The 12,174-nt window shown below is 69.0% G+C and carries 10 protein-coding genes; 8 read left to right on the plus strand and 2 right to left on the minus strand.

From position 1 onward, the window contains the following. Positions 1-616, minus strand: a 616-nt coding sequence (locus ACK4ZD_RS14685; RefSeq protein WP_409663689.1) for an IclR family transcriptional regulator, incomplete at its 3' end; no start/stop codon positions are given. 111 nt (positions 617-727) lie between these two features. Between ACK4ZD_RS14685 and ACK4ZD_RS14690 the strand changes: the two genes are divergently transcribed. The 5 genes from ACK4ZD_RS14690 to ACK4ZD_RS14710 are packed head-to-tail and all read left to right on the plus strand — an operon-like array spanning position 728 to position 5,724. After that, entirely contained in the window at positions 728-1,549 is an 822-nt protein-coding gene (locus tag ACK4ZD_RS14690; RefSeq protein WP_409663692.1) for an SDR family oxidoreductase, read from the plus strand. Continuing rightward, positions 1,536-2,891 (plus strand): flavin-containing monooxygenase, encoded by a 1,356-nt coding sequence (locus ACK4ZD_RS14695; RefSeq protein WP_409663694.1) that lies wholly within the window; start codon positions 1,536-1,538, stop codon positions 2,889-2,891. Before ACK4ZD_RS14690 ends, ACK4ZD_RS14695 begins: the two co-directional genes overlap by 14 nt. Positions 2,892-2,918: 27 nt before the next feature. After that, positions 2,919-3,851, plus strand: a complete 933-nt coding sequence (locus ACK4ZD_RS14700; protein WP_409663697.1) for a bile acid:sodium symporter family protein — start codon at positions 2,919-2,921, stop codon at positions 3,849-3,851. Next, on the plus strand, positions 3,848-4,819 hold the full coding sequence (locus tag ACK4ZD_RS14705) for an SDR family oxidoreductase (protein ID WP_409663700.1): 972 nt from the start codon (positions 3,848-3,850) through the stop codon (positions 4,817-4,819). The genes ACK4ZD_RS14700 and ACK4ZD_RS14705 overlap by 4 nt, the downstream gene beginning before the upstream one ends. Then, entirely contained in the window at positions 4,816-5,724 is a 909-nt protein-coding gene (locus tag ACK4ZD_RS14710; RefSeq protein ID WP_409663703.1) for an EamA family transporter, read from the plus strand. The genes ACK4ZD_RS14705 and ACK4ZD_RS14710 overlap by 4 nt, the downstream gene beginning before the upstream one ends. 7 nt (positions 5,725-5,731) lie before the next feature. Here ACK4ZD_RS14710 and ACK4ZD_RS14715 read toward each other — a convergent pair whose 3' ends face one another. Next, positions 5,732-6,226 carry a MarR family winged helix-turn-helix transcriptional regulator gene (locus ACK4ZD_RS14715; protein WP_409663706.1) on the minus strand — a complete coding sequence of 165 codons (495 nt, stop codon included), beginning with the start codon at positions 6,224-6,226 and terminating at the stop codon, positions 5,732-5,734. A 141-nt stretch (positions 6,227-6,367) separates the two neighbouring features. On the opposite strand from ACK4ZD_RS14715, the gene ACK4ZD_RS14720 reads away from it, so the two are divergent. The 3 genes from ACK4ZD_RS14720 to ACK4ZD_RS14730 all read left to right on the plus strand — a co-directional run bounded on the left by ACK4ZD_RS14720 (position 6,368) and on the right by ACK4ZD_RS14730 (position 12,066). Next, on the plus strand, positions 6,368-7,585 hold the full coding sequence (locus ACK4ZD_RS14720) for a cation:proton antiporter (RefSeq protein WP_409663709.1): 1,218 nt from the start codon (positions 6,368-6,370) through the stop codon (positions 7,583-7,585). Between the two features lie 23 nt (positions 7,586-7,608). After that, the gene (locus tag ACK4ZD_RS14725) at positions 7,609-8,742 is read left to right on the plus strand and encodes a YbdK family carboxylate-amine ligase (RefSeq protein ID WP_409663712.1); all 1,134 of its coding nucleotides are present in this window, start codon (positions 7,609-7,611) and stop codon (positions 8,740-8,742) included. Between the two features lie 261 nt (positions 8,743-9,003). After that, positions 9,004-12,066 (plus strand): alpha-1,6-glucosidase domain-containing protein, encoded by a 3,063-nt coding sequence (locus ACK4ZD_RS14730; protein ID WP_409663715.1) that lies wholly within the window; start codon positions 9,004-9,006, stop codon positions 12,064-12,066. The last annotated feature ends 108 nt before the right edge of the window (positions 12,067-12,174 follow it).

The raw sequence follows: 12,174 nt of genomic DNA on the forward strand, positions 1-12,174 counted from the left end.
CGGGCACGGCCACGCACACCAGCCCTTCGATGAACTCTTCGTCGTCGACACTGTAGCCCTGTCGGCGGATGGCAGCGAGTTCGCGCTCCAGCGCTTCGGGCGTGGTCAGCGTGTGGGCCGTTTGCCGGGTGAGCGGCAGCTGGGCCAGCAGCTCGCGTCGCCGCGCGGCAGGCATGAAGGCGAGGAAGAGCTTGCCGCTGGCCGAGCAGTGCAGCGGCACGCGCGAGCCAGGGCGCAGGTCCAGCCGCAGGGGGAAGGCGGTCTCGACCCGGTCGAGGTAGATCACGTCGGCCCCGGCCAAGGCGGTGAGGTTGCAGGTCTCGCCCAGCTCGGCCACCAGTTGGGCCAACACCGCGTGGCGCAGGCCGCTGCGCGTGCTGGCGCGCAGCACGTTCTCGGCCAGACCCACGAGCCGCGGCGCGAGCCGGTAGCGCCGCCCTGACGGTTCGCGCCCCAGCAGGCCCCCAGCTTCGAGCTGCTGCAGCATGCGGTGGGTGGTGGGCTTGGGCAGGCCGCCGGCCGCTACCGCCTCGGCCAGCGTGAACGGGCCCTCCAGCGCGGCCAGACGCTCCAGCAGCTCGATCAGGCGCAGGCCGGGGGTGGACGTGCTTTCCATGAATCCTGTGTAAATCTCGAAAAACGAGACCGATTCGAAGAATTTTTCGGAATCTTGCCATCTGCCGGCTAAGGTGCAACGGCATTTCGCGGACCCTTTTTCCGAACTCCCGTGGTCATACCGCTCGACAACGTCGTCCTCACGGGGGCCTGTGGCGGCCTGGGCCAGGCCCTGGCACAGCATTTCCTGGCCACCGGCTCGCGCGTGGCCCTGGTGGGGCTGAACCGCCCGGTGCTCGAAGCGCTGGCCGCCCAGGCGCCGTCGCGCTGCCGCATCTACACCCCCGACGTGAGCGACAGCGCCGCCATGCAGGCCATGGCCGGGGACTGGATCGCACAGATGGGGCTGACCGATGCGGTGATCGCCAATGCGGGCGTGGCAGGGGGCTACGACACGGCGCAGGCCGGCGACCTGGCGGTGTTTCGCCGCATGCTGGAGATCAACCTGCTGGGCGTGGCCACCACCTTCCAGCCCTTCGTGGCCCCCATGCGTGAGCGTCGGCACGGCTTGCTGGTTGGCGTGGCCAGCCTGGCCGGCTGGCGGGGCCTGCCTGGCAACGGCGCCTACTGCGCCAGCAAGGCTGGGCTGATCCGCTACCTCGAAAGCCTGCGCGCCGAGTTGCGCGGCAGCGGCGTGGGCGTGCTCACGGTGAGCCCGGGGTACTTGCGCACCGCGCTGACGGCCGGCAACCGCTTCGCGATGCCCGGGCTGATGGAGCCCGACGAGGCGGCCCACCGCATCGCGCAGGCCATGGTGCGCAGGCGCGAACATTGCGTGTTGCCCTGGCGGCTGGGCTTGCTGCAGCGCCTGCTCGGCTGGATGCCCGCTGCCTGGACCGATGCCCTACTGCTGCGTCAGCCGCGCAAGCCCCGCGTGGGCGAGCCCGGCGCCACCCCCATTCCTGGACTCACGTCGTCGCATGAAAAGAACTGAGGTCCAAATCCCGGCGCCGGCCGCCGCCCCCGTGCTCGATCGCGGTCCGGCCCTGGCCCTGATCGGCGCCGGCCCTTCGGGCCTGGCGGCTGCGCGCAACCTCGCCAAGCTCGGTCTGCCCTTCCAGGGCTTCGAGGCCCATACCGACGTCGGTGGCTTGTGGGACATCGCCAACCCACGCAGCACGGTCTACGAATCGGCCCACCTGATCTCGTCGAAACGCACGACCGAGTTCACCGAATTTCCGATGCCCGACACGGTGGCCGATTACCCCAGCCACCGCGAACTGCGCCAGTATTTCAGCGACTTCGCCGATCGCTTCGGACTGCGTGCGTACTATCGCTTCGGCACCCGTGTGCTGCGGGCCGAGCCGCTCGACGACAGCGACACTGCACGCTGGCGCGTGACGAGCCAGGCCCTGGATGGCACGGTGGCGGTGGAAGACTATGCCGGTCTGGTGGTGGCCAACGGCACCCTCGCCGAACCGCAGATGCCGCATCTCGACGGCGCGTTCAGCGGCGAGCTGATGCACACCGCGCAATACAAGCATCCGGAGATCTTCCGCGGCAAGCGCGTGCTCATCGTGGGCGCGGGCAACAGCGGCTGCGACATTGCGGTGGACGCGGTGCATCACGCGCGCAGCGTGGACCTCTCGGTACGGCGGGGCTACTACTTCGTCCCCAAGTACGTGTTCGGCAAGCCGGCCGACACCCTGGGCGGCAAGATCCGCCTGCCCGCCTGGCTCAAGCAGCGGGTGGACGCCACGGTGCTGAAGTGGTTCACCGGCGACCCAGTGCGCTTCGGATTCCCGAAGCCCGATCACCGCATGTATGAATCCCACCCGGTGGTGAACTCGCTGGTGCTCTACCACGCCGGGCATGGCGACATCGGCGTGCGCGGCGACATCCGCCGCTTCGAGGGCGCCACCGTGCACTTCGCCGACGGCAGCGCGCGCGAGTATGACCTGGTGATGTGTGCCACCGGCTACAAGCTGCACTACCCCTTCCTCGACCGCGCACTGCTCAACTGGCGGGGCCAGGCGCCGCAGCTTTACCTCAACATCTTCCATCCACGCCTGCACACGCTTTTCGTGATGGGCATGATCGAGGCCAGCGGCATCGGCTGGCAGGGGCGCTACGAACAGGCCGAGCTGATCGCTCGCTACTGGCAGGCCCGCATGCAGGGGCGGCCGGCTGCCGAGGCGCTGAACCGGCGCAAGGCCGGGCCACCGCCCGACCTGAGCGGTGGCTATCGCTACCTGAAGCTCGAACGCATGGCCTACTACGTCCACAAGGACACCTACCGCCGCGCCGTGCGCGACGCGATTGCCGCGTTGGCCTGAGAACGCTCACGAGGCAAGGAGACCCCAGTGTTGCCCGTCGACGAAGTCCGGCTCAACTTCAACCCCGCCTCGCTGGCGGCGCTCAACGTCATCCTCGCCTTCCTGATGTTCGGCATCGCGCTGGACAGCCGGGTGGCCGAGTTTCGCCGCGTGGTGCGCATGCCCCTGGCCATGGGGGTGGGCATCGTCGCGCAGTTCGTGGTGCTGCCGGCGGTCACCTACTTGCTCACGCTCGTGCTGCAGCCGGGCCCCAGCATCGCACTGGGCATGATCCTCGTGGCGTGCTGCCCGCCGGGCAACATCTCCAACATCCTCACCCACCGCGCTGGCGGCAACGTGGCGCTGTCGGTGTCGATGACGGCGGTCACCAATCTGCTGTCCATCGTGGTGATGCCGCTGAACTTCGCCTTCTGGGCGGGCATCCACCCCACCGCGGCGCCGTTGCTGCGCACCATCGCGCTCGACCCCGTACAGATGGTGCTGCACATCGTGGCCATCATCGGCATTCCCTTCGCGCTGGGCCTCTTGTGCGCCGAGAAGCTGCCCCGCATGGCCGATCGCATCAAACGCCCGGCGCGCTGGTTGAGCTTGTTCTTCCTGATCGCCTTCATCGTCGGGGCCATCGCAGGCAACTGGCGCTACTTCCTCGACTACGTGGGCCTGGTGCTGCTGGCCGTGGTGATTCATGACGCCCTGGCCTTCGGCACGGGCTATGCCTGCGCCTCGGCGATGAAACTGCATGAGTACGACCGCCGCGCCATCTCCATCGAGGTGGGCATCCGCAATGCCGGTTTGGGGCTGGTGCTGATCTTCAGCTTCTTCGGCGGCCTGGGCGGCATGGCGGTGGTGGCGGGCGTCTGGGGCTTCTGGGACATCATCGCCGGCTTGTTGCTGGCCGGCTGGTGGGCGAGGCGCCCCATGCCGCAGCGCGCGAGCGCGGCGGCGCGGGAGCCTGCATGACGGTGCGGGTGCTGGTCACGGGGGCGGACGGCTTCCTCGGTCGCAGCCTGGTGCCGGCGCTCGCGATCCACCCGGACGTCGGAACCGTGGTGGCGCTCGACGTGCGTGAGGTGCCGCTTGAGCGTCGCGTGCCGGGCGTCGTTCACCGGACGCAGGACGTGCGCGACCGTGGACTCGTTCGGACGCTGCGGGATGCGGCCATCGACACGGTCGTCCACCTGGCCTGCATCGTCACGCCGGGCAGAGCCAGTCACCGCGAGTTCGAGTATTCGGTGGACGTCGGGGGCAGCCTCAACGTCATCCAGGCCTGTGTGGGCGCCGGCGTGAAGCATCTGGTCGTGTCGTCGAGCGGGGCGGCCTATGGCTACCACCCCGACAACCCCGCCTGGATCACCGAGGACCAACCCCTGCGCGGCAACGAGGCCTTTGCCTACGCCTACCACAAGCGGCTGGTCGAAGAGATGCTGGCGCAGGCCCGTGTCAGTCATCCCCACCTGGCCCAGACGGTCCTGCGCATCGGCACCATCCTGGGCCGCACCGTGGACAACCAGATCACCGCACTCTTCGAGAAGCCCCGCTTGCTGGCCATCCGGGGTTCGGCCAGCCCCTTCGTCTTCGTGTGGGACGAAGACCTGGTGGCCCTGTTCGTGCAGGCCGTGACCCGACCGCGGCCTGGCATCTACAACGTGGCCGGCGATGGTGCCCTGGGCGTGCGCGAGCTGGCGCAGCGCTTGGACAAGCCCGTGCTCGAGCTGCCCGCCGGCCTGCTGCGGGCGGCGCTGCACGTGGGCCGCTGGACTGGCACCACCCGCTACGGCCCCGAGCAGCTCGACTTCCTGCGTTACCGCCCCGTGCTCGACAACACGCGCCTGAAATCGGCCTTCGGCGGTGTGCTGCGCAAGACCAGCGCCGAGGCCTTCGAGGCCTGGCGGCAGGCGAGGGCGCTGCACGCGCGCGCCGGCGCATGACACGCCGCGACTACCTCGCCGCGCTGGCCGTGGTGGTGATCTGGGGCCTGAACTTCGTCGTGATGAAGGTCGGCCTGCAGGGCCTGAGCCCCTCGCTGCTGGGGGCCCTGCGCTTTGCCGCGGCCTCGCTGCCCTTCCTGTTCTTCGTGCCCTGGCCGCGCGTGCCGCTGCGCTTCGTGCTGGCCTATGGCTTGGCGCAGGGCGTGGGCCAGTTCGGCTTTCTCTTCTTTGCGCTGCACCTGGGCATGACGGCGGGCATGGCCTCGGTGGTGATGCAGACCCAGGCCTTCTTCACCCTGGGGCTGGGGGCCTTGCTGCTGGGCGAGCGCGCACGGCCGCAGCAGTGGCTGGGCGTGGGGCTGGCGGCGCTGGGTCTGGGCTGTATTGCCGTGGCGCATGGCGAAGGCCCGCAGCAGATGACGCTGATCGGCTTCGTGCTCACGCTCGGGGCGGCCTTCATGTGGGCCGCCTCGAACATCGTGGCGCGGCACGCCAGTGCCGCCGCGTCCGGCTACGACCCCAAGGCCTTCATCGTCTGGAGCAGCCTCGTGCCCGTGCTGCCCTTCCTCGGCGCGGCGCTGTGGATCGACGGTCCCGAGACGGTGGGGGCGTCCCTCACCGGCCTGAGCCTGGGCTCGCTGCTGTCGGTGCTCTACCTGGCCTGGCTGGCCACGCTGCTGGCCTACACGCTGTGGACGCGCCTGCTGCAACGCCACCCGGTGGGCCGGGTGGCGCCGTTCTCGCTGCTGGTGCCGGTGGTGGGCCTGTGGGCCGCGGCCGCGGCCTTCGACGAGCAGCCCTCGCCGCTGCAATGGCTGGGCAGCGCCGGCGTGCTGGCCGGGCTGCTGGTGCATCAGTTCGGGGCCCTGGGCTTGAGCGCTTGGCAGCGATGGCGGGCGGGGTAGTCTGCCCTCAGGCGTCGGCCAGCGGCACGTCGCGCCCGTCCGGCGCCTGCAGCGCCATCAGGCTGATCACCTGCTCGAGCAGGCCGTTGAGTTGCGCCAGGGCTGAAGGGTCCAGGCGTTCCAGCGCATCAGGCAGAATGCCGGCTACCGGCTGGGGGGCGGACTGCGCGATGCGAGCACCCGCTTCGCTCAGAAACAGGCTCACCACACGCTGATCGCGCTGGTCGCGTCGGCGTTCCACCAGGCCTTTGCGGTCCAGCGATTCGACCAGATTGCTCGCGGTGGCCTGCTGGATGCCCAGCGCCTGGGCCAGCTGGGTCACGCGGATCCCCGGCTGAGACTGGATGGTGACCAGGCACCACAATTGGGAGCCGCTGACTCCGGTGGCTTCCTGCACGTGCTGAAAATGCTGTTTGATCGAGCGCACGATCATGCGGAAGCTGCGCAGGGCGCGCAGCACCTCGGCGGGCAGGGTGGGATTCTCGCTGGGATGGGAGACCATGGAAGCCGCTAGGGGATCGTTCGAGGGGGCGGGCCGTTGTGTGGCATGGTCCCCCCATAACGCTTCACCCGGTGCTGGGTTGACGCAGCACTTGCGGCCGCAGGCCGCCGGGACGACACGAACAAGAAAGGGAATCGCGCCATGCTTGAATCCATCCTCGGCACCTTGGGAGTCAGTCTGTCTGGCTCGGGCGGACTGCTCTGGGGCTCGCTAGTCATCATCGTGGGGGCGCTCGTCGGCGAGGCCGTGTTCCGCTGGGTGGGATTGCCTCGCATTGTGGGCTATGCCTTGGCCGGCATGGGCGTGGGCTTGGCTGGCTACGGCATGGCGGCCGGCCAGCTCTCGCCCTCGCTGCGCGTCATCATCGACCTGGCCCTGGGCTTGCTGCTCTTCGAGCTGGGCTCGCGGGTCTACCTGCGATGGCTGCGCACCAACCCCTTCCTGCTCGTCACCAGCCTGGCCGAGTCGCTGCTGACCTTCGGGGCGGTCTATCTGGCAATGCGCTGGGCGGGGCTGGCCGCGCCGGCCGCCGTGGCCCTGGCGGTGCTGGCCGTGCCCACCTCGGCGGCGGTGATTTCGCGTGTGGCCTCCGAGTTCCGGGCGGCCGGACAGGTGACCGAGCGGGTGTCGATGATGACCGCGCTCAACACCCTGTATGCCGTATTCGCCAGCAAGCTGCTGCTGGCCTGGCTCGACCTGGACACCGGCCAGAACCCGGTGCAGGCCATCGTGCAACCCTTGTACGTGGTGGCCGGCTCGGTGCTGGTGGCCGGCCTGCTGGGCTATGCCGTGGCCCGCGTGGCGCGCGGGCTCGACCTGCGCAACGAGAACTCCACCCTGCTGCTGCTGGGCCTCATCACCCTGGCCCTGGCCCTCACCCAGGTGCTCAACCTGTCCACGCTGCTCGTGCCGCTGATGGCCGGCCTGTGGCTGCGCAACACCACCGAGCGGCCCTGGGTCTGGCCGCGCCATTTCGGCACGGCCGGCGGCGTGCTGGTGCTGCTGCTGTTCGTGATCGTCAGCACGTCCTGGTCCCCCGCGGCGTTGGCGGCCGGGGCCGGCCTGGCCATCCTGGCCATGGCGGTGCGTCTGGCCGCCAAGGCCGGGGCCGTGCTCACCCTGGGCTGGTTCAGCGGGCAGTCGATCCGCCAGGGCCTGGGCCTGAGCCTGGCGCTCACGCCCATGTCGGCCACGGCCCTGGTGCTCTATGCCGACTTGCAAGGCTCGCATGCCGTCTTTGCCGCGCAGATCGCCCCCATTGCCCTGAGTGCCGTGGCGCTGATGGAACTGCTGGGCGCCCTGGCCGTGCTGGCCGCCCTGCGCGGCGCCCGTGAGATCACCCCCCAGCGCGGGGCCTGAGCCCTGACCCCTGAGGACACCCCATGAGCCTGGAAGCCTTCTCCACCTCCGAACCGCTGACCCTGGGCGTCGAGCTCGAACTGGCCATCGTCAATCGCCACGACTACGACCTCTCGCCCAGCTCGGCCGACCTGCTGCGCCTGATGGCCAAGCGCAAGATCCCCGGCGACGTCAAGCCCGAGATGACCGACAGCATGATCGAGCTGTCCACCGGCATCTGCCGCAACCACGCCGATGCCCTAGGCCAGCTCACCGAGATCCGCGACGCGCTGGTCGAGTGTGCGCGCAAGCTCAACGTGGGCCTGTGCGGGGGCGGCACCCATCCCTTCCAGGACTGGAGCGAACGGCGCATCTTCAACACGCCGCGCTTCCACATGCTCTCCGAACTCTACGGCTACCTGTCCAAGCAGTTCACCATCTTCGGCCAGCACGTGCACGTGGGCTGCCCGGGGCCGGACGATGCCCTGGTGCTGCTGCACGGCCTGTCGCGCTTCATCCCCCACTTCATCGCGCTGTCGGCCTCCAGCCCCTATGTGCAGGGCACCGACACCGGCTTTCACTCGGCGCGGCTGAATTCGGTGTTCGCCTTCCCGCTGTCGGGCCGCGCCCCGTTTTGCACCACCTGGGACGACTTCCGCCTCTTCTTCGAGAAGATGACCCGCACCGGCGTGGTCCAGAGCATGAAGGACTTCTATTGGGACATCCGACCCAAGCCCGAATTCGGCACCATCGAGGTTCGCGTGCTCGACACACCGCTCACCATCGACAAGGCCGCCGCCCTGGCGGCCTACATCCAGTGCGTGGCGCGCTGGCTGACGGAGGAAAAACCCTTCGAGCTGGCCGAAGACGACTACCTCGTCTACACCTTCAATCGCTTCCAGGCCTGCCGCTTCGGTCCCGAGGGGACCTTCGTCGATCCCAAGACCGGCGAGCACCGCTCGCTGCGCGAGGACATCCTGGCCACCCTGGCCCGACTGGAGTCGCATGCCATCGAGCTGAAGGCCGAGGCGGCCCTGGACTACCTGCGCCTGGAACTCGAGCGCCACGGCAACGACGCCACCTGGGCGCGCCAAGTCCACGCTCGTGAGCGCCTGCTGCCCGAGCTCGTCCGGCAGCAGTGCGAACGATGGAGCGGGGAGCGATCGACCGACAAGTAGTAATTTAACTACATCTACTCCAGCGTAGGGACTTTCCCATCTGCCCTCACAACTGCAGTTCCGCGTGGCAAAACGAGGAAAATAACACTTTCAAATCAATAGCTTATGAAGTACGCCGGCATCATCGGCAGTTCAGGGTTGACCCTAGGATTGATCTTGTAGTTTTACTTCTTGAGAATCGCGCTCGCCGTATCTGGAGGCTGAGCGTGCCCTGGCTTCGTCCATCGTGGCCCCTCCCGGTACCGAACTCAGGAGACGACGATGACGAACGGGATGAGACGAGGCTGGGGCCGTTTGACGGCATCCCTGGCGATGGCCGGTGTGGTCGGCTTGCTGGCCGCCTGTGGCGGCGGCGGCGGGGGCGGCGACGATGCCGGTGCCAGTGCGGTGGCGCCGGCCACGTTGCGGGTTCACTACCAGCGCACGGGCGGTGACTACGCGGGCTGGGGCGTCTACGCCTGGCATGGTCCGACGACCCCCTCGACCGGCTGGCCCGGCTCGCCGCGCTTCGAGTTCGGGGCCTCTGACGGCTTTGGCCGCTATGTCGACATTCCCGTGAACCCGTCGGCCGGCCGGATGGACTTCCTGCTGAACCGGCCGACCAGCGCCTCCGAAGCCGAGAAGGACCAGGAGTGCGACCGTGTGGCGACCTTCGCGGCCGACATCGCCACGCGCGGCCAGGAGATCTGGCTCAAGCAGGGCGATTGCACCACCTACGACAGCGCCCAGGCCGCCAGTGGCGTGAACATCGGCCATGCTCGCGCCATGTGGCTGTCGGCCGCGCGCCTGGTCTGGCCCAACCTGCCGCCCGGCGGCGAACTGCGCCTGTACCACGCTGCCCACGGAGGCATCACCGTCAATGCTTCGGGTGTCCAGGGGGCCGACGGCTTTCACGCGCTGAGCGCCGCCGCGCTGGACACCGCGCTGCGCGAGCGCTTCCGCCACCTGGCCAGTGCGCCGGCCTTCGCGCTGCCGACGCTGGCGGCCTCCGAGGTCCGCTCGTTGCTCAAGGGCCAGCTCGTCGTGGCGCGGCTGGTCCAGGGCCAGGTCACCCATGCCACCCAATTGCAGATCCAGGGGGTGCTCGACGACGTGTATGCCGCCCAGGCTCGTGACCAGACCTTGGGGGTGAGCTTCGACGAAGCGGGCCGTCCGGTCTTCCGTGTGTGGGCGCCCACGGCGCGCTCGGTCGAGCTGGCTGTCGTCGGGCAGCCCCTGCGCACGATGACCGAGGATCCCGGCTCCGGCGTGTGGAGTCACACTGGCGAAGCCGCCTGGGTGAACAACGCTTACTACACCTACCGGGTGCAGGTCTACTCGCGCCAGGACGGCGGGGTGGTCACCAACACCGTGACCGACCCCTATGCCGTCACCCTCAATGCCAACAGCCAAGCGGCGATGGTGGCGCGGCTGTCCGATGCGATGTTCAAGCCCGCCGGATGGGACGGCCATGCCATCCCGCCGCTGCAGGCGCACTCCGACAGCGTGATCTACGAACTGCACGTGCGCGACTTCTCGGCCAACGACGCCACCGTGCCGGCGGCGCACCGAGGCAAGTACACCGCCTTCGCGCAGACCGGCACCGACGGCGTGCGCCACCTGCAGGCCCTGGCCTCGGCCGGCCTCACCCACGTGCACCTGCTGCCCACCTACGACCTGGCCACCATCCCCGAGACCGGCTGCGTGACGCCATCGATCACCTCGGCCGGCGCCACCAGCGAAGCACCCCAGGCCACCGTTGCGGCCACCAAGGACGACGACTGCTTCAACTGGGGCTACGACCCGCGCCACTACGGCGCCCCCGAGGGCAGCTACGCCAGCGATGCGGCCGACGGCGCGGTGCGCGTGCGCGAATTCCGTCAGATGGTGCAGGCCCTGCACGCCCATGGCCTGCGCGTGGTGCTCGACGTGGTCTACAACCACACCAGCGGTAGCTTCCTCGACCGCATCGTGCCGGGCTACTACTACCGCCTCAACGGCGACGGCTTCATCGAGCGCTCGACCTGCTGCGAGAACACCGCGCCCGAGTACGCGATGATGGAAAAGCTCATGATCGACACGCTCAAAACCTGGGCGGTCGAGTACCAGGTCGACGGTTTCCGCTTCGACATCATGGGCCACATCCCGCTGGCCGCCATGCAGGCCGCCCGCACCGCGGTGGACGCCGCCGCCGGCCGAGCGCTGCTCTACTACGGCGAGGCCTGGAACTTCGGCGAGGTGGCCAACGACCGCCAGTTCGTCCAGGCCCGCCAGGCCCACCTGCGCGGCACGGGCATCGGCTCGTTCAGCGACCGCATCCGCGACGCCATCCGCGGCGGCGGCCCCTTCGATTCCGGCGATGCGGTGATCCGTCGCCAGGGCTTTGCCAATGGACGCTGCTACGACAACAACGCGCTCAACGGCAGCACCTGCACCTCCGAACAGCGCAGCGAGCTGCACTATCAGCAGAATCTCATCCGTCTGGGGATGGCCGGCAGCGTGCACGACTTCGTGCTCAACGGGCAGCTGGCGTCGGCCTACGACTATGGCGGCCAGCCCGCCGGCTACACCGCCGACCCGCACGAGGTCATCAACTATGCCGGCGTACACGATGGTGAAACGCTCTTCGACATCCACCAGTTCAAGCTGCCCACCACCACCACGGCGGCGGAGCGCGCGCGCGCCCAGGTGGTGGCGCTGGGCACGGTGCTGATGGGGCAGGGCATCCCCTTCCTGCATGCAGGCGACGAGCTGCTGCGCACCAAGAGCCTGGACCGCGACAGCTACAACGCCGGCGACTGGTTCAACCGCATCGACTGGTCGGCCACGACCAACTACTTCGGCACCATGGGCCTGCCCTCGGCCGAAAAGAACCAGGCCGAATGGGACCGCATGCGTCCGATCCTCAGCAACACCAACATCCCGCCCTCGGCAGCCGACATCCGGGCCACCCGCGACGCCGTGCTCGACCTGCTGCGCGTGCGCCGCGACACCACCATGCTGCGCCTGCGCAGTGGGGCCGACGTGCGCGATTGCGTCAGCTTCCCCGATGCCGCCGACCAGCGCGACGGCCTGATCGTGATGCGCGTGACCGGCCGCAAGAACAACGGCAGCCTGTGCGGTGACGGCCGCTATGCCAACCTGGTGGTGCTCATCAACGCCGCTCCCACCGTCCAGACCTATGCCGTGGCCACCCTGGCGGGCCGCAGCCTGAGCCTGCACCCCGTGCTGGCCAGCGGCAGCGACTCCCGGGTCCGGGAGGCGAGCTTCGCCTCCGGTACCGGCAGCTTCACCGTCCCCGGCCGCAGCGTGGCCGTCTTCGTGGAGCCAGCCGAGGCTCCCTGAGACTGCAGCCGTTCTCGTGACCCCGGGGCCTCGAGGCCGGCTCCGGCTTGTCGCCCGCCGGTGCCCGGCGGGCGTTTTTTTTGATGCATGCTCTGCGCCGCCCGGTAC

The sequence above is a fragment of the Caldimonas sp. genome, from assembly GCF_046291045.1.
Taxonomy (GTDB): domain Bacteria; phylum Pseudomonadota; class Gammaproteobacteria; order Burkholderiales; family Burkholderiaceae_C; genus Caldimonas.

Excerpts from the sequence above, each read along its gene's own strand:
- ACK4ZD_RS14695 (WP_409663694.1), top strand. The coding sequence starts at position 1,536 with ATGAAAAGAACTGAGGTCCAAATCCCGGCGCCGGCCGCCGCCCCCGTG.
- ACK4ZD_RS14705 (WP_409663700.1), top strand. The coding sequence starts at position 3,848 with ATGACGGTGCGGGTGCTGGTCACGGGGGCGGACGGCTTCCTCGGTCGC.
- ACK4ZD_RS14710 (WP_409663703.1), top strand. The coding sequence starts at position 4,816 with ATGACACGCCGCGACTACCTCGCCGCGCTGGCCGTGGTGGTGATCTGG.
- ACK4ZD_RS14715 (WP_409663706.1), bottom strand. The coding sequence starts at position 6,226 with ATGGTCTCCCATCCCAGCGAGAATCCCACCCTGCCCGCCGAGGTGCTG.
- ACK4ZD_RS14720 (WP_409663709.1), top strand. The coding sequence starts at position 6,368 with ATGCTTGAATCCATCCTCGGCACCTTGGGAGTCAGTCTGTCTGGCTCG.
- ACK4ZD_RS14725 (WP_409663712.1), top strand. The coding sequence starts at position 7,609 with ATGAGCCTGGAAGCCTTCTCCACCTCCGAACCGCTGACCCTGGGCGTC.
- ACK4ZD_RS14730 (WP_409663715.1), top strand. The coding sequence starts at position 9,004 with ATGACGAACGGGATGAGACGAGGCTGGGGCCGTTTGACGGCATCCCTG.